The sequence below is a fragment of the Saccharibacillus sacchari genome, assembly GCF_037722395.1.
Lineage (GTDB): Bacteria > Bacillota > Bacilli > Paenibacillales > Paenibacillaceae > Saccharibacillus > Saccharibacillus sacchari_A.
The window spans coordinates 1-17274 of record NZ_JBBKAR010000002.1; the positions used below are offsets into that span (position 1 = coordinate 1).

At 49.1% G+C, this 17274-nt stretch carries 14 protein-coding genes; 11 read left to right on the top strand and 3 right to left on the bottom strand.

Translation table 11 applies throughout. The annotated features are described in order from the left end of the window. Window positions 1-511: 511 nt before the first annotated feature. Window positions 512-646, top strand: a complete 135-nt coding sequence (locus tag WKI47_RS01770; RefSeq protein ID WP_340225472.1) for a hypothetical protein — start codon at window positions 512-514, stop codon at window positions 644-646. Between the two features lie 727 nt (window positions 647-1373). Here the strand turns inward: WKI47_RS01770 and WKI47_RS01775 are convergent. After that, complete coding sequence (locus WKI47_RS01775) at window positions 1374-2987, bottom strand: flavocytochrome c (RefSeq protein WP_425355420.1); 1614 nt, start codon at window positions 2985-2987, stop codon at window positions 1374-1376. Window positions 2988-3252: 265 nt separating this feature from the next. Between WKI47_RS01775 and WKI47_RS01780 the strand changes: the two genes are divergently transcribed. The 4 genes from WKI47_RS01780 (at window position 3253) to WKI47_RS01795 (ending at window position 7148) form a co-directional block, all read left to right on the top strand. Beyond that, entirely contained in the window at window positions 3253-4203 is a 951-nt protein-coding gene (locus WKI47_RS01780; RefSeq protein ID WP_340225473.1) for a DUF2262 domain-containing protein, read from the top strand. Between the two features lie 141 nt (window positions 4204-4344). Beyond that, on the top strand, window positions 4345-4812 hold the full coding sequence (locus WKI47_RS01785; protein ID WP_340225474.1) for a hypothetical protein: 468 nt from the start codon (window positions 4345-4347) through the stop codon (window positions 4810-4812). Between the two features lie 214 nt (window positions 4813-5026). Next, complete coding sequence (locus WKI47_RS01790) at window positions 5027-6619, top strand: glycosyltransferase family 39 protein (protein WP_340225475.1); 1593 nt, start codon at window positions 5027-5029, stop codon at window positions 6617-6619. Continuing rightward, on the top strand, window positions 6612-7148 hold the full coding sequence (locus WKI47_RS01795) for a hypothetical protein (protein ID WP_340225476.1): 537 nt from the start codon (window positions 6612-6614) through the stop codon (window positions 7146-7148). Before WKI47_RS01790 ends, WKI47_RS01795 begins: the two co-directional genes overlap by 8 nt. 107 nt (window positions 7149-7255) lie before the next feature. Here WKI47_RS01795 and WKI47_RS01800 read toward each other — a convergent pair whose 3' ends face one another. Next, window positions 7256-8245: a DUF4003 family protein gene (locus WKI47_RS01800; RefSeq protein WP_340225477.1), complete on the bottom strand. Its 990-nt coding sequence runs from the start codon at window positions 8243-8245 to the stop codon at window positions 7256-7258. Window positions 8246-8397: 152 nt separating this feature from the next. Here WKI47_RS01800 and WKI47_RS01805 point away from each other — a divergent pair, with 152 nt between their 5' ends. Together WKI47_RS01805 and WKI47_RS01810 are read left to right on the top strand one after the other, a co-directional pair. Then, entirely contained in the window at window positions 8398-9285 is an 888-nt protein-coding gene (locus WKI47_RS01805) for a fructose bisphosphate aldolase (protein WP_340225478.1), read from the top strand. A gap of 444 nt (window positions 9286-9729) precedes the next feature. Further along, window positions 9730-11433, top strand: coding sequence for a bifunctional diguanylate cyclase/phosphodiesterase (locus tag WKI47_RS01810; RefSeq protein WP_340225479.1), 1704 nt, complete (start codon window positions 9730-9732; stop codon window positions 11431-11433). A 382-nt stretch (window positions 11434-11815) separates the two neighbouring features. Here WKI47_RS01810 and WKI47_RS01815 read toward each other — a convergent pair whose 3' ends face one another. Continuing rightward, window positions 11816-12343 carry a pyridoxamine 5'-phosphate oxidase family protein gene (locus WKI47_RS01815; RefSeq protein ID WP_340225480.1) on the bottom strand — a complete coding sequence of 176 codons (528 nt, stop codon included), beginning with the start codon at window positions 12341-12343 and terminating at the stop codon, window positions 11816-11818. 163 nt (window positions 12344-12506) lie between these two features. On the opposite strand from WKI47_RS01815, the gene WKI47_RS01820 reads away from it, so the two are divergent. The 4 genes from WKI47_RS01820 to WKI47_RS01835 form a co-directional block, all read left to right on the top strand. Beyond that, window positions 12507-13403: an SDR family oxidoreductase gene (locus WKI47_RS01820; protein WP_340225481.1), complete on the top strand. Its 897-nt coding sequence runs from the start codon at window positions 12507-12509 to the stop codon at window positions 13401-13403. A 184-nt stretch (window positions 13404-13587) separates the two neighbouring features. Beyond that, window positions 13588-14163: a hypothetical protein gene (locus tag WKI47_RS01825; protein ID WP_340225482.1), complete on the top strand. Its 576-nt coding sequence runs from the start codon at window positions 13588-13590 to the stop codon at window positions 14161-14163. 149 nt (window positions 14164-14312) lie between these two features. Continuing rightward, window positions 14313-15413 (top strand): metallophosphoesterase family protein, encoded by a 1101-nt coding sequence (locus tag WKI47_RS01830; protein WP_340225483.1) that lies wholly within the window; start codon window positions 14313-14315, stop codon window positions 15411-15413. Then, on the top strand, window positions 15380-17274 hold a 1895-nt coding region (locus WKI47_RS01835), incomplete at its 3' end, for a hypothetical protein (protein ID WP_340225484.1). The genes WKI47_RS01830 and WKI47_RS01835, both read left to right, overlap by 34 nt.

Sequence of the window (17274 nt, forward strand, 5' to 3'; positions counted from 1 at the left end):
AAACCCAAAAATCTCGAACCGGGACAAGCGATGATCGGGATTTTGAAAATAAGTGCGGATATGCACTTCTTTTCTTCGAATTTTACGATTTTGGAGAAATAGATGCGAATATGCACTTAATTTTTCGCTCTTAGACTCTTTCACGCGCTTTTTCTTCAAATAGTTGCACTTTTGCACCTATTTGAAGATTAGGGAGTAGATCCAGCCAAATAAGTGCATTTGAGCACTTATTTATTTTATATCGAACCGACGATCCCGTTTATGCTTTTTCCCGATCCCGATCCCGATCCCGATCCCGATCCCGATCCCGCCCGCTGCGCGACTTGCAGCTTTTTGGAGAAGGGGACTTCGGCGGACTGAAGCGAACAGGGTTCGCGTTTGCGTAACGTGCGGTTTCCGAAAGCGGAACCGCACGTTTTTGACGTTATTCGTCTTGTCCTTCCAATGCTATGCCGATCTTGAAAAACTTGCCGGCGATCAGACCGAAGAATCGTAAGCAAGAATCAAATCCATGCTGATCGAAAACAAAAACGATCTTCCGGCTCAATTGGAGCATGTGCGCCAGCATTCTTCGGATATCGAAGAGTATGCCAAGCGGCTTGCGGGAACGAAAAACAAAGAAGAAATCATTCGTATGTTGACCTAGGGCGTGTCTTCAAACCTGCCGATGTGCATCTTTTACCGCCTTTTCGCCCTCTCCTTCGTCACTTTCTCTTGACGTGCCCCGGCACGCCTTCGAAAAAGTTCCTTGTTGAGAACGAAAATTCGGCAAAATCTGCTTCCATTGAGGTTTGAAGACACACCCTAGCACTATCCGAATCGTTCCGCGCTGCTGGATGAGTTGAGCCGGGTAAAATAGATTTTGGCCTAGGGCGTGTCTTCAAACCTGCCAATGTGCATCTTTTGCCGCCTTTTCGCCCTCTCCTACGTCACTTTCCCTTGACGTGCCCCGGCACGCCTTCGGAAAAGTTCCTTGTTGAGAACGAAAATTCGGCAAAATCTGCTTCCATCGAGGTTTGAAGACACGCCCTAGGGCATGTACGCAAACTCAACGACGTGCATCTTTTGCTGCCTTTTCGCTCTCATCCGCGTCACTTTCCCTCGACGTGCCCCGGCACGCCTTCGAAAAAGTTCCTTGCCGAGAACGAAAATTCAGCAAAATCTGCCTCCTTCGGAGTTTGCGCACACGCCCTAGCAGCCTGACCAAATTCATATCGGTTTACGAAAATGAAATCCTTATCCATAACAAAAGCCCGTTACGATCTGCGGACAGATCGTATCGGGCTTCTTCATGAAGGTATTGCCTATGAGCGTGCTGCCTATCGACCCGGATTCGCAAACCGCTACCAACCCCTACTGAGCGTTGTCGATCCTTACTGATTCGCCTTCACGAATTCCGCCGCTTTCACGCCGGCTTCGCGGCCGAAAATAACGATCTCCGCTACCGAGTTGCCGCCGATACGGTTCTGACCGTGCAGGCCGCCCGTGACTTCGCCAGCCGCGTACAGACCTGGAATCGCTTCGCCGGACGCATTCAGCACTTCGGTCTCGGTGTTGATCTTCACGCCACCCATGGTGTAGTGGATGCCGGGACCGATCTTGACGGCGTAATAAGGCGCGCCTGACAGATCGTTGTCCATGCCGGTCTCACGACCGAACGCTGCGTCTTTTTTTGCCGCTACGGAAGCGTTCCACGTATCGAGCGTAGATTTCAACCCATCCGCAGGCAGGCCGATTTGTTCCGCCAGCGCTTCGATCGTTTCGCCGGTTTGCACCAGTCCCATTTTGTCGTACTGCTCGATCGCTTTGGCGCGCGATTTGACGCCGGAATCGAAGATCAGATACGATTCGCGGTTATCCAGCTTGGTGATCGCCGCCGTTACGTTATCGCGGGTATCCATTTCGTTGACGAAACGGTTGCCTTCTTTGTCGACGAGAATCCCGCCTTCGCCGCGAACGACTTCGCCGATCAGATACGATTTCTCCTGATTGACGGTCGGGTGAACCTGGATTTGGTCCATATCGACCGTCGTGCCGCCGAGCGCTTCGATCATGGTGATGCCGTCGCCCGTGCTGCCCGGTTGGTTGGTGGTGACGTAACCTTCAAGATCCGGTCTGTATTGCTTGATCAGTTCCTGATTGGCGCCGAAGCCGCCTGTCGCCACGATCACCGCGCCCGCCGAGATCGTTTTTTCGTCGCTGCCGTCGAACACGACTTTGACGCCGTTCGCTTGACCGTTTTCTTGCGTGATTTCTTTGACGTCGGCGTTCACGAACAGCGGAATGCCTTGTTCCTGCACGTCGGCGACCAGACCGCTGACCAGGTATTGGCCGACCGCGGAACCGTCTGTCGGACGGTGCGTGCGTTTTTCTTTCATGCCGCCCGTGATGGTGATGTTATCGAGCGTGATGCCTTGCGAATCGAGCCAGTCGATCGCGCTTGCCGAATTGTCGACGAAATAACGCAGCATCTCCTGGTTATTCGTATCGTGTCCGCCTTTGAGCGTTTCGTCGAAAAACAGATCGTTGCTATCTTCGATGCCTTGTTCTTTTTGGAACTTCGTTTCCGACGCGTTCATGCCCGAAGACGATTTGAGCGTGTTGCCGCCGGCGGCTTCCATTTTTTCGAAAATGACCGGGTTCATGCCTGCCGCTTTCGCTTCCAGCGCCGCCGTCATGCCTGCTCCGCCGCCGCCGATAATGACGATATCATAACTTTCTTGCAACTGATCGAGCGGCGTATAGCCTACCGTTTCGGATGCTCCCGAAGTCGCTTCCGTTTCTTCTTTATCCGCAGCCGCGGTCGTTTGGTCCGTATCCGCCGCTTGATCCGTAGATGTTGTTCCTTCCGCCGTTGTCGAACTGTCCGTTCCGGCCGCTTCCTGGGTCGTCGTGCCCGCCGAATTGCCGCAGCCCGCGATCACGAGCATCACCGACAACGCCAACATTAGCAGAATCGTCAACGTTTTGCTGTTTCGTTTCATCATTTCGTACCGTACCCCCTGTGCGTCTCTTTTTCGAAAGGCCGCGATTTGCGCGATGCCGAATCCTTTCGTCGGGTCGAGTATAGCATCACGTTTCGACAATATTTGTGAATTTTTTCACTAAAATTATGTAGAGAAGCTCGAATTTGAATTGTTTAAGTATTTAAAGATTTTTTAAACTTTTTTAAGTAAAAGGCAGCGCCGTTTTTTTCGATTCGCAAAGTGTTATGCTAATAACGAAATAACAAACGCAAAGGAGCATTCCCCTATGTATTACGATACGAGCGAAACTCTCGATCTGGTCAAAAGCGCCTATATCGGCAACCCCGAAGCTCTGCGCAAGCGATCTGACATTCAAGCGCCGCACGCTTTCTCGTCCGACGATGCCGAACTGATCCTGATTCAGCCCAAGCATGCGTTCCGCCAGCCGGACGGCCGAATCCGCGTGCTGAACAAAGAAAACGAACCCGGAGCGGAATCGCTGCTATGCGCCGACATCTATCGCTGCCTGCCTTCGGGCGGAGCTTCCTGGACGCATATCCCGTTTCCGTCCGCTTTTGTTCCGAAACAAATCCGCTACGAGAAACAGGAAGACGGGGAAGGCGGACGTTTCGTTTTCGTATCGGAAAACGGGCGTACGGTCAAAGCTTCGCCGCTCCAAATGGGCATTGCTTTCCGGGAGTTGGATCTTGTGATGGCCGGAGCGACAGAAGAGGAGATCGAGCAGGCTTTTTACGCGATGGAGCAAACGGTGGTGCCTTCGCCTCCCGTGAAGCGGACAGCCGCCGACAACCCGCCGGTATGCTGGAGCGGCGGCACGTTGACGTTCGATCCGGACTATCAACGCTTCGGCGGCCAGATCGCAAACGGAGACCGCCCGGTCGGACTGTACGTGGACGTATCCGAACGCGATCAATCTGAGGCGTTGATTCCCGCTTTGGAAACGTTGATCCGGCAACTGCGCGAACTGGACCGGTCGGCAAAACTTTACGCGGCCGAAGAACTTGTCGAACTTAAAAACGATGCCTGGCTGGACGAGGACGAAGACGAGCTGACGGAACAGGAGTTTGCCGACCGTATGACGCTGCAATCGCTAACGCTGGACGAAGACGCCGAATTTACGTTGTGGTACGAAGACGGCGACCTGTTCTGGGGGCATACGATCTGCGTCGTGCTCGGCGCGGACGGCGAATGGCGATCCGCGGATATGATGGGTTAGACTAAAAGTCATGGTGAATTTGCGAAACGAACCGTAAAGAAGGCTCGCGGTTCGTTTTTTTACGTCTCAAAACGGTTACAAATACCTAAGAGAAGCGATGATCGGGAAAAGGAGAGGGCCGTCGCGGAGGGGGAAACCGACATGTACAGAAAATGGATCGCCGCTTTGGGAATCATGACGCTGCTCGGCGGCTGCGGCCATGCCGCGGAAAATGCGTCCGCGCCGCAATCGCAGTCCGCGCAAGCCGGTACGCAGCAGCAAGCGCCGGAAATACGCGATTACGAGGGAGAAGGAGAAGCCTGGTCGGCCGAATACTCGATGTATGTCCCGGAAAACGGAGGTCATGTACGGGCGCGCCTGACTGCTTCGTACGAAGGTCCCGGTCCGGCTCCGATCGGCGAGGTGAAATATTCGTACTACGGCGCGGATATCGAATCGGGCCACGGAGGCTTGATCGTTAAAAAAGCGCCGGAACAAAAGATGTATCTGCTGCATGACCTGGTCACGACCGAGTATGCGCCGAACGAGCGGGGCACGGTGGAGTTGCTATTGATCTGGAATGAAGGCAAACGTTCCGAGACGATCCGTTTGGAACCCAAGGAAGGCTGAAGCTGGCAACAAGTCAGCAACAAGTCAACAACAAGTCAACAAGACCCTTGCATCCATAAGTTCGAAACGATTGCCGTTCATTGGGCAGCGGCTTTGTCGGCATATCCGGCAAAGCCGCTTTTTTTCATATCGCCGCCGCAAATTTCAGCTTATTTTCAGACTTGTTCCCTATACTGGACGTTGACCAAACGATTTTTCGTGAAGGAGCTGGACCATGCCGCAAGTGTTGAAAAAATCCTTTTACCTGATTCTGACCGTATTCTTCGGCTTGTTCGTTGTCTCGTCCTTCTTCATCCGGGCTGAGTATAATTATGCCGCTTACGGCGATAATCCGATCCTAAAGACCCAACAGCCGATCGTGCTTATTTTGCTGGTGATCGTCTTATTTGCGCTGGCTTTGATATTGTATCGGCTTTGCCTCGGGCTGAATCGCTACCGCGCAACGCTTATCGTACCGATCGTGCTGGGCGCATCGCTGCTGTTGCAATTGGCATTGATCTTCCTGCTGCCGAGACTGCCGACCGACGATTCGCAGACGGTGTTATCGCTCGCGCTCGACATGCTGTACCGCAACGATTATTCGACGTTCGACGCGGGCGGGTATCTGCATATGTTTCCGTTCAACTTTTCCACCGTGATTTATTTGAAAACGTTGCTGGCGATTTTTCCAGATAATTATGTGACGATTAAAGTCTTCAATATCCTGTTTTCGCTGCTGACGACCTTCATGATCTATCTGATCCATCGGGAATTGGTCGGCCGGGAAAAAGGAAACGATTATGTCGTACTGGTTTTGGCCGCGTTTTACGTGCCGTCGCTGCTGATGCCGAACCTGATCTACAACGACGTGATCGGCACGGCACTGCTGACCTCGGCGATTTATTTCGTGATTCGGTTCGTAAAAACGAAAATGTTCCGCCATATCGTGTTCGCCGCGGTGCTGCTGGCGCTCGGCAACTATTTCCGCGGCATCGGTACCATCATCCTGATTGCTTCGGCCCTCTATATTTTGCTATCCGTTCGAAAGATCGGCATTCGCCGAAGCTTGCTGTCTCTGCTGGTGCTGGGCGCTTTGTTCAACGTTCCGGCCTGGACGCAAAGCGCTTCGCTGCAAGCAGCGGGCGTCACCGACGAATCGGCCTCTTCCAATTCCGCTCCCGTCTATATGTGGTTGAACATGGGCATCAATCTGGAGCGGTTCGGATTTTGGGACAATATGGAGAGCTACCGGATTTACCAGAACGAAGCGAATTACAACAAAGCCGAGAGCGCCGAGCTGTACAAAGCCTCGATTCGGGAAAAGCTTTCGGAAGCGACTCCAAGCGAGCTGGTGGGCATGTATTACAAAAAGCTGGTCTGGGTCTGGACGGAAGGAACCTATCAGCTCGACCGGTACGGCATCGGGAACGCTTCGTCGTCCGGCAGAGGCTTCGGCGCTTCGTCGATCTCCGGCAGTTACAGCTACGATACGTGGATGACGAAGCTGTTCGAAGGCGATTCCGCTGCGCGTTCCGGGCTGCTATGGGTGCTGTACGCGTCCACCGTTTCGACGTACGCGTTGGCGGCGGTGAGATTGCTGACGGGCATTCGAGCCCGGCGCTACGCGGAGGTGCTGCTGGTGCTGATCTTGCTTGGGTTTATCGCGTTTTATCTGCTATGGGAGATCAAGTCCCGTTATCTGTATCCGGTCTACCCGTTGCTGCTGATTTTGTCCTATCTGGGCTTCAAAGATACGCTTGCGCTGCTGGCGAACACCGCATTCGGCAGACGTCTATCGCTGGATAAGGGGGGAGAGATCAATGGGTAAAAAAAGGACGGGAGCGTTGGCGGCCTTGCTCGGACTTTCCATGCTGCTCGCCGCCTGCGACGCGATTACCGCGCAAAACATTCCGAGCACGACCTCGACCGCGTTTAACAACGGAGCAGGCCTCGGAGGCGCGAATGCCCGTATGGGCATGCCAGGAAACGGAGGGTTCGGCGGATTCGACCGAAACGGCGGAAACGGCAGAGGGATGCGCCAAGCGATCGATGCCGACCTGATCGGACGCATCACCGAAGTGAACGGAGACACGCTGACGCTTGCGCTGTTGGAACGCGGATCGACGGCAGCCGGAGCAGGCGCGCAGTCTCCGGGCGGCGCGGCCGACGGACAAACGGAATGGATCGCGACCGGCGAAAGCGAAAAGCTTGCGCTCGGCGACGATGTTCAGATCTCGTCCGACGCCGCGCCGGGCAATGACACGAACGATGCTTCCGAGCTGAAAAGCGGGCAGATCGTGATGGTCTGGTACAAAGAAGGCACGCAAACCCCCGAGCGGATACGCGTGCTGGAGTAAGGTAGCGCGGTCCGCAAAGCGATCAAAAACGCCTATACGTTCCGCGCCCCGGCGGATCTTCGTATAGGCGTTTTTGTGCAAAAGCTTTTTTAACTTGCCGATGCTGTTTAATTCGATGAAGACGAGTTGACCGCCGCTATCGCGGTTACGGTCGCCATAGTCGCGGCTTGCTGCGCGATCACCAGATTGGTCAGCGCTACAGACACGGTCGATGCGGAGAGGCCCTGGCGAACTTCGCCTATGCTGCGCGAGATGAACAGGGAGGAGATCAGCAGCAGCAGTTCGCGGTCGGTGATCGACCAGGCGCCGTATCCTTTTTGCTCCCGGACATACGCGATATTTGCTTCGATCTCGTCCGCAATGACTTGAATGTCCAGCGGCAACAAAGCGAGCAAACCGAGCGACGGCAGCGTGTAGTCCCGATCGGTCCGAATTTTGCGTTGCTTGAACGCTTCGCGCAATTGGTGCAGGCGGGATGCGGCATTCCAATCCGCGCCGCCGAGTACCAGCAACTGGGTGAGCGATTGCAAGCCGTTGCTGACGCGCAGTTCCGGCTTCAATTCGGCATAAAGTTGCTCCATCTGCTTCAGTGCCGGTTCCGGTTCCAGATCCGACAGCCCTAGCATCGCGGCAAACACATAGTCGTCGTACGAAGTCAGGAAGCGGTGATTTTCTTTCATGCCGTCGTAAAAGATTTTGGCTCGCCGGATCGCGTCTTCGCGTTGTTCGGGCTTCGCGTGTCGAGCGATCTCGTAAGCGGCCATCGCCAGATGATCGGAAGGCTTGAACTTATGCGCTTTCATTTGCTCGTACGTTTGCAACGTATCTTCCAAGCCGCCCTGCGGATCGTCAGTCAACGACAGCATGGCCGCGATTCCGACAGACAAAGTGCCGCGGAATATCGAGAACGCGCCCGTGCTTTCTTTGATCAGATCATGGACATTTCGGAGCGCCGAAGGATCGGCAGCTTTGTCTTCGGCAGCATACAGCATAGCGGCCAATCGGGAAATGCTGATGTTTTGCCAAGCGAATTCTTTTTTGATCGTTTGAGTGTTGCTCACCAATAGTTGAAGCCGGTTTAGATCTGTCGGATTCATATCTGCACCCCTATCGTCAAAATTCGTGGGAGAAAACTCCTTGTTCAAGTGTACCATACCCTTTGTTGGAAAAAGACGGATTCGATATGGCTTAAACGGCTGGGGTGGGTAATGGATAGAGGAGTATCGCAAATCGGAAAGGGGAAAAGAACATGAACGAACAACAACTTGAACGGATGCGGACAGGGAAAGGATTCGTGGCGGCGCTCGACCAGAGCGGAGGCAGCACGCCGAAAGCGCTGCTGCAATACGGAGTCGCCGAAGACTCGTATACGGACGACGAAGGCATGTTCACCGCGGTGCATACGATGCGGACGCGCATCATCCAAAGCGCGGCGTTCGATTCCAAGTTTATTTTGGGCGCGATCCTGTTCGAAAATACGATGGATCGCGAGATCGAAAGCAAACCGACGGCGGATTATCTATGGGAAGAAAAAGGCGTCGTTCCTTTTCTCAAAGTGGATCAAGGACTCGACGTGCAGGAAAACGGCGTGCAGGTGATGAAACCGATGCCGAATCTGGACCGGCTTTTGGCGCGGGCCGTCGACAAACGGATCTTCGGCACCAAAATGCGCTCGGTGATTCATGAAGCGAATACGGAAGGGATCAAGCAGGTCGCGGAGCAGCAGTTTGAATACGGCAAGCGTATATTCGCGGCCGGTTTGATCCCGATCATCGAGCCGGAGGTCAATATCCTGAGCGAAGATCGCGAAGAATCGGAGCGCATTTTAAAAGAAGAAATCGTCCGGCAGCTTGCGAAGCTTCACCCGGATGTGCGGATCATGCTGAAACTGTCGATTCCGTCCGTGGACGGCTTTTACAGCGATCTGATGCAAGATCCCCATGTCGTGCGCGTCGTGGCTTTGTCGGGCGGGTATCCGCAGAAGGAAGCCAACGAGCGTCTTGCGCGCAATCCCGGATTAATCGCCAGCTTCTCGCGGGCGTTGGCGGAAGGATTGAGTTTCGGCCAAACGGAAGCCGACTTTGACCGGACGTTGCAACGTTCCGTCGAAGCGATCTATGCCGCTTCGATCACGTAAACGGGAAAAAACGCAAACGGTCAAAAAAGCAAAAGCCGTGTCCGCTCTCATGTTAGCATGAAGGCGAATACGGCTTTTTTGCTATCTTAACCAAAAATGAGAGGAATGGATTGAGAGGCGGATCGTCTTCGATTATGATGAAGTAAAGCAAGATAGCGAGCAAGCATTATGGAAACATGTCCCGGTGGCACGCATACCCGTATGCGTTGACTTGACCCTATGGTCAGCGGGCCATCGACAAGCGGAATCGGGATTCGGAAAGTTAAAGCGGCCGTACGTTTTCCGTTTTTAACGGGAACGTACGGTCTTTATCGTGAACACAGGAAAAATAACGAAAAAAGTAGAAAAAATTGGCTAAATTAAAGATGACGCTTGCTTGCTTTTCGTTTATAATGGGCTTATGTACCTAAAATTAGTATACCCTTAGACTCATGGAGGTTTAATATGAAACCGATGAAGGAACAGCGTGAAGACTTGATTCGGGTCACGTCCAAGACGCTGTTCTCGCTGCTGCATTCCGTCATCGATGCGAATACCTTTTTTATGGCTTACAACAATGGCAGGCAAAACACGATCCTGAGCGTCTCGAACCGCGACGAAGAGTTGGTTCAAGAAGGAAGCGTGCTGCCTTATTCGATATCTTATTGTAGTTTGGTCAACGAGCAAGACGGTCCCGTTAGGATCGAAGACACGACCTGTTCGTCGCTGACGCGCGAAATGCCGATCACTTCGGATCTCGGCAAAGCGAGCTTTGTCGGCGTACCGATCCGGTTGAAAAACGGCGATTTGTACGGAACGATCTGCTCGCTGGACCGCGATCATGTGTTTACCGACGAAGACGTGGAGCGATTGCTGCATGTCGCGTCCGTCGTATCGGGCCTGATCCAACTGGAGGAGACCACTTATTTCGACGATTTGACCGGGTTTTTGCGTTATAGCGCGCTCGAATCCTTGTATGAACGCGAACTTGCCGATCTGCCGACGGCGGTGATCTTTATGGATCTGGACAATTTCAAAGAAGTCAACGACGGCTACGGCCATACGACCGGAGACCGGGTGCTTCAGTCTCTCGCGAAGTCGATCCGCACAGCCGCGGACGACGATTGGCTGCTGTGCCGTTACGGAGGCGACGAGTTCGTGATCGTGCTGCCGACGGACGACGCGCAGCGCGTACAGCAAGCGGTCGATCGCCTGGTCACGGCATTTCGGGAAGAAGAACTGCCTTTGGCCGACGAAGAGGAACCGCCGACGCTGTCGATCGGCGTCTGCCTGGAAGCCGATTCGTTGCGCGAGTATATCGAGCGCGCCGATACGGCCATGTACCGGATCAAAAAAGGCGGCAAAGCCGGCGTGAGCATTTTCCGGATCGAAGATCAGCAAGCGGAATTGGATATGCGCCAGGCGCTTCAGGGGGGCGAGTTGGAGCTGCATTTTCAGCCGATCGTTGAAGGGGAATGCGGAAACGCGCTGGCTTACGAAGCGCTGCTTCGCTGGAACCATCCTACGCGCGGGAGCGTGTCTCCCGTCGAAGCGATCGAAGCCGCCGAGGAAGCCGGCCTGATCGAGCAGGTCGATCTGTGGGTACTTCGGGAAGCTTGTTTGGCGCAACATGTTCTTCTTCCCGCCGAACGTATTCATGTCAATATTACGGTCAAGTCGCTGCGCGATCCGTATTTCGTCGAACAGGCGATACACGTGTTCGCGGAAACCGGCTGTTCGCCGCACAAGATCGAGATCGAACTGAACGAAACGACGCAGCGTCTGGACGCTTCGCATATTTTGCCGCAACTGCTTCGGCTTCGCGAACTGGGCGTGACGTTCTCGCTCGACGATCTCGGCAGCCAGTCTTCTTCGGGAATCGGCTTGCTGCAAGAGCTTCCGATCTCCACGTTGAAGATCGACCGCATCCTGTCGCAGAACGCGCAAAACAACCGAATCAGCCGGGCCATGATTCGCGGCGTGGTCGCCATGGCCAAGGAGCTGGATTTGTCCGTGATCGCCGAAGGCGTCGAGACGGACGAACAGCACCGCCTACTGCTGACGCTCGGCTGCGTGCAGATGCAGGGATATTATTTTTCGCGTCCCAAGCCGCTGAGCCAGCTTCGTTCGGAGTCGATGCGGGTGAGACGCACGGCGTGCGCGAGATGATCGGATTGTGGGGAAGCTGATACGCTGACCTTCGAAGCAATCAGGACAGAAGATTGAAAAATAAGTGCGGATATACACTTATTTTCTTCCAATTTTTCCGTTTGGGGAAAATAGATGCGGATGTACACTTAATTTCTCCGCATCCTCCCCTTGTACGTGTCGATTCTTCAAATAAGTGTATATTCGCATTTATTTGAAGAATCGGGAGTGAATCTGATGAAATAAGTGTATTTGAGCACTTATTTCATCGCCTTATCGGAATCCTTTCGAAGAAATTCGCTTCGGCAGCTAGTATTGAGCATTTTTTTAGCATTGAGCATTTTTTCAGGAGTTTTTGCTTTAGCGGTTTTATTCGAACCGCTAAAGCAACCGACAATCCAGATCAAGGCTTCGGCACGGAAGTCAGATCGACCGTTTCGTTAAGACCCGGCTCCGACTTCGGATCGGAGCGTTTGCCGATCGCTTTTTTCAGCAGATGGGAGATCATTTTCACGGCGCTGCCGCTTTCCCAGTATTCCGCCGTTTCCGCGGTTACGCGGATCAGCACGAGATTGGGATCGTCGTAGGGCGTATCAAGAATCTTTTCGTACATTTTATTCCACAGCACTTTTTTGCGCGCGTCGTCTTCAACGAATTCGGCGCGTCCGCTGATCGAGACGTACGATTTTCCCGCATAAGCTAGATTGACGCGAGGATCTTTAAGAATCTCCTCGTATTTCGCCGTGTCTTTTTTCGTCAAAAACCATAGATCGCCGTCGAACTCGATATGTTGCGTTTTCATCGGTCGCGATACGAGACCTGCTTCGGTTACGGTGGTCAGCATCGCCGTCTCGATATCTTCGATCAGATCGCGTACCGTTTCGACCGCTTTCGGATCGGAGGTGGTGGCATGTTCGCTCAAGTTGGACATGATGAATCGCTCCTTTCCCGGAATCGGGGTTCGGTTATTGTTTTCAAGTTACCCCAAATCCGCTCGTTTAAACCGGGATAATGAAGGTTACATAAAAGACGAGTAAAGAGATGAGCAATCAAAACGGAAAACTAAATTCGTATACCTGAGGAGGACTTTCAACATGAGCGACATCTACAAAATGCAGGACCCGACGACCCAGTTTACGAAAGCAGGACCGGAATTCGAACAACAACAGGAAGGTCCGGGCCTTCAAAAAGACATGACGCCGATTCCCGATTCGGGTGAAACGTCTTACGTCGGCAAAGAACGCTTGGTCGGCCGAAAAGCGGTCGTGACCGGAGCGGATAGCGGCATCGGCCGCGCGGCGGCAATCGCTTATGCGAGAGAAGGCGCTGACGTCGTGCTGGCGTATTTGCCGGAAGAAGAAGCGGACGCGCAGGAAGTCGTGAAGCTGATCGAAGCCGAAGGCCGCAAAGCGGTAGCATTGCCGGGGGACATGAAGGACGAAAGCTACTGCGTGAACCTGATCGAAACGGCGGTCAAAGAACTCGGCGGCATCGACATTCTGGCGATCGTGGCGGGCAAGCAGCAGTTCCGCGAAAGTATCGAAGAAATCTCCACGCAACAGTTCGACGAGACGTTCAAAACGAACGTATACGCGATGTTCTGGCTGTGCAAAGCGGCGATCAAACATATGAAGCCGGGCAGCTCGATCATCAACACGTCGTCGATCCAGGCTTACAGCCCGTCGGAAATCCTGCTGGATTACGCGACGACCAAAGCCGCGATCAACACGTTCAGCAAAGCGCTGGCGCAGCAGGTCGGCCCGAAAGGCATCCGCGTCAACGTGGTAGCGCCGGGTCCGGTCTGGACGCCGCTGCAAGTCGCAGGCGGCCAGCCGCCGGACGCGCTGCCGGAGTTCGGTTCGCAAACGCCGCTCGGACGTCCGGGACAACCCGTGGAAATGGCGCCTGCATATGTGTTCCTGGCGAGCCAGGAATCCAGCTACGTGACCGGCGAGACGCTGAACGCGAACGGCGGCATGGTGTCTCCGTAAAACGTCTCGCAACGATACGCCGCATAGGCTTTGGAGGACAGATACCGTCAATACGAACTAACGTCGATTTCGATCGGCGTTAGTTTTTTGCATTTTAGCGTTAAAAGAAAGAGTAAGAGAGAATTAGCTTCATATGCGTTCTACATAGGATAGGTTTAAAAACGACTCATAGGGAGGCTTGAAAGTGATAAGAAAAGCGGGATGGCTAATTGGCGGATTAGTACTGCTGACCGCAGGATGCGGAGCGGCCGAGACAACATTCGAACCCAACGTTTTTTCGGAAAAGGATATGTGCGCGGTGAAGGCGGAGGATTCGAAAGCCCAAGTGTGTTACGGAGCCAGTCGGGAAGCCGCGGAGCAGGTTGTAGGCAAAGCCACGGAAGAAGGCGATTCCGGCAACTTTTCTTACGAAGGAGGGGTCCAGCTATTTTACAGGGAAGACGAGGTAGCTGCGATTCGCTTGTTGGAGGAGTCGAAAGGACAGTACCGGACGGCGCGTGGCGCGGCAGTCGGCATGTCTCAAGAAGAGATCGTCAAGCTGTACGGCGATCAGGATATGGAGTTGCCCGGCTCGGGATTTCTGGATTACTTTTATGATTCGGAAAACAAAAAGCTGCTGACCGATCCGATGAAAGATTTGCCGCCCGGAAGCCCGGAAGACGCGGAGAAGATTCACCTGGTATCCACCAAGCTAGATGCGGATGAACATGCGGAGTATATCTTGATTATGGATCGGCGATGGGCGATGTATATGGATTGACAATTTGAATGTACAAAAAAATGATTTTTATTTTGTATTAAATGGAGTGTTTTGGTTATTTGGCAAATGTGATATATTTGTTCCGAGCTTGTGTATCTTATTTTCAGTAAACAATATACTTTGAACTCAATGAAATAGGGGGTCTTTTTTTGAAAATAGGATTGTTGCATTTGAGTGATATTCATATCAAAGTGGATGATAATATTGTTTTGAACAGAAGTTGTAAAATACCTGTTGCAATTCAAGATTATATTTTTGAGATTGATAAGTTATTTATTGTTATTAGTGGAGATAGTGCTTACTCGGGGAAGCAAGAAGAGTACTACTTAGCCATGCAGCTGATAAACGATATACAGGAGACTATAGAGAACATAAAAAAAAGCCTATCAATTGAATTTATTTTGATTCCAGGAAATCATGACTGCGATTTTGATAAATCGACAGTAAGAAATATTGTACTAGATTCAGTGAAACAGGGTAAGCCTGATATTTCAGAAGAAATTATTGAAACATTAACGTCTGTTCAAACAGAATATTTTGAGTATTTAAGAGCTTATGAATCAGAAGATAAAATTTTAGATCAAAAATTGTTGAAAATTTATAAGTTTAGTTTGGGTGAGTATGATATCTTATTCAACTGTTTTAACTCTGCTTGGTTATCTACAATTAATGAACAAGCAGGTACATTAATATTTCCTATTCAAATGTATGAAAAGCTTTTACAAGCGAATAAAGCAGATTTAACAGTATCTCTTATCCATCATCCATATAATTGGTATGATCCTGATAATTCGAGAGAAATAAATAGAGTACTGAGACAAAATTCAGATATTATTTTAACTGGACACGAGCATGTATCTACGATCAATATTTTAGATGATTTACAAGGAAATATAACTCAACATATTGAGGGTAGTGTGCTGCAAGAAACATGGAATGATAGCATAAGTGGATTCAATTTTATTTTTTTGGATTTATCAGAAAAAAAACAAAGCATTACCAAATATTCATGGAACGGAGAATATTACAAAATCGAAAATCAGATAGAGAACGTAGATTTTATCAGATCCAATTTACTACAAAAAAATATTTTTAATTTGTCTGATGAATTTTACCGAAATCTAAATGATCCTGGAATCCCATTAAAACATCCTCGTAATCCAAATGTTAAATTAAAAGATATATATATATATACCCAAATGCAAAGAAATTTGAAGTGGATGAACGCACTAGTAAGCAAGAAGAAATAGTTGATTTATCAATGCTAAATAATAAGAAAGAAACAATGAGAAACTTAATACTTGGTTCAGAAAAATCCGGGAAAACCGCATTGTGTAAGATTCTTTTCAAGACATATTATGATAGAGGTTTTGTTCCTGTTTATATCGAATCTATAGATATTAAAGGTCATGCTCTAGTTGATATTCAAAAAACAGTCTATAAAAACTACGAAAGACAGTATTCAAGTGGCAGTTTAGAACATTATAAGCAATTATCGTATGATAGAAAAATTCTTTTTATAGAAGATTGGGGACGAAATAAGCTTAATGCTAAGTATAAGTCTGAGTTATTAAAAAACATTTGTTCTGTATACCCAAATGTTTTTATAACAGGAGATGACATGTTAAGGTATTTTGATTTTATAGATGAATCTGATAAAGAGCAAAATTTCTTCGAGGGCTTTGAAAAACTTGAAGTTATGCAATTTGGACATTTAAAACGATCTAAATTAATCGATAAATGGAACACATTAGGTCAAGATAATTTAATATCAGATAAAATGTTAGCTGAAAAAAATGATATGATGGCTCGAGATGTAAATGTTGTAATAGGGAATAATTTTGTACCTTCTTATCCTTTCTTTTTAATGATTTTACTTCAGACGGCTGAAAGTGGTTTACCCCATAATAATAAAGAATCAGCCTATGGCTATTATTATGAACTTTTGATAACTCAATCTTTTGTTAATTTGAAAATGCAACATAATGAGATAGATGCTTATTATACTTATATCTCAGAGTTAGCTTATCATTTTTTTGAGAAAGATATTTCAGAAGTTACCAAAGAAGAGTTTCAAAATTTCAACAATTGCTTCAACAAGGAATATGACTCGCATCATCAACTTGATAAAATGCTTAAAAGATTGCTTAATTCGTCTATTCTTGAGTCACAAAGTGGAAGTTATAAATTTAAATACAGATATATTTATTATTATTTTGTTGCGAAGTACTTATCTACCAGACTCGCAGAAAGTGAAGTTCGTAGAATTGTGATAAAAATGTGTGCTGATATTTATATTGAAGAATATGCCAATATATTTATGTTTCTCACTCATTTATCTAAAGATCCTTATATTCTTGAGGAGATAAACAAGCAAGCGAAACAGGTTTTTAATGAAATAATACCAACAACTTTAGATAATGACATAACAAGACTAAATAAGTTAGCCATTCAAGTTCCTAAAATAGTTTATAAAAATATTGAAGTTAAGAAACATCGTGAAGAACGATTAATTGCAATGGACGAAGAAAAAGAAGAACAGTTGAGACGAGATCAAGTAATTAAAAGAGAAGAAAATAAAAAAAATAATTCGATGGATGACGCGGCAAAATTAAATGTAGCCTTCAAAACTATAGAGATACTAGGTCAGATACTTAGAAATCATTATGGTTCTATAAAAGCTGACCAAAAATATATGCTAGCAGAAGAAGCTTATTTGATTGGTTTAAGAACTTTAGGAACATTTTTGACAGCATTAAATGAGAATATAGAAAATATTGCAGTTAAAGTTCAAAGGATAATTGAACAGGAAGAGGTTGAGCTTAATAAATCAGAAATCGAACATAAAGCAAGTTTGATTTTATTCAATCTAAGTTGTGCAATTTCGTATCATACTATTAGAAAAGTAGCTGAGTCAGTCGGTTCTAATGATTTATATTCTACTTATCAAAAAATAACTGATAGGTATGATACTGTGGCAGTTAAATTAATCGAAGTTTCTATTAAACTTGATCAGTCCCGTTCTCTTCCTTATAATTACATAAAGAAATTAACAGAAAGTATTTCAGGTAATATTATGGCTGAAAGTTTACTTAAAGTTCTAGTTATAGA

Excerpts from the sequence above, each read along its gene's own strand:
- WKI47_RS01770 (WP_340225472.1), top strand. The coding sequence starts at position 512 with ATGCTGATCGAAAACAAAAACGATCTTCCGGCTCAATTGGAGCATGTG.
- WKI47_RS01775 (WP_425355420.1), bottom strand. The coding sequence starts at position 2,987 with ATGATGAAACGAAACAGCAAAACGTTGACGATTCTGCTAATGTTGGCG.
- WKI47_RS01780 (WP_340225473.1), top strand. The coding sequence starts at position 3,253 with ATGTATTACGATACGAGCGAAACTCTCGATCTGGTCAAAAGCGCCTAT.
- WKI47_RS01785 (WP_340225474.1), top strand. The coding sequence starts at position 4,345 with ATGTACAGAAAATGGATCGCCGCTTTGGGAATCATGACGCTGCTCGGC.
- WKI47_RS01790 (WP_340225475.1), top strand. The coding sequence starts at position 5,027 with ATGCCGCAAGTGTTGAAAAAATCCTTTTACCTGATTCTGACCGTATTC.
- WKI47_RS01795 (WP_340225476.1), top strand. The coding sequence starts at position 6,612 with ATGGGTAAAAAAAGGACGGGAGCGTTGGCGGCCTTGCTCGGACTTTCC.
- WKI47_RS01800 (WP_340225477.1), bottom strand. The coding sequence starts at position 8,245 with ATGAATCCGACAGATCTAAACCGGCTTCAACTATTGGTGAGCAACACT.
- WKI47_RS01805 (WP_340225478.1), top strand. The coding sequence starts at position 8,398 with ATGAACGAACAACAACTTGAACGGATGCGGACAGGGAAAGGATTCGTG.
- WKI47_RS01810 (WP_340225479.1), top strand. The coding sequence starts at position 9,730 with ATGAAACCGATGAAGGAACAGCGTGAAGACTTGATTCGGGTCACGTCC.
- WKI47_RS01815 (WP_340225480.1), bottom strand. The coding sequence starts at position 12,343 with ATGTCCAACTTGAGCGAACATGCCACCACCTCCGATCCGAAAGCGGTC.
- WKI47_RS01820 (WP_340225481.1), top strand. The coding sequence starts at position 12,507 with ATGAGCGACATCTACAAAATGCAGGACCCGACGACCCAGTTTACGAAA.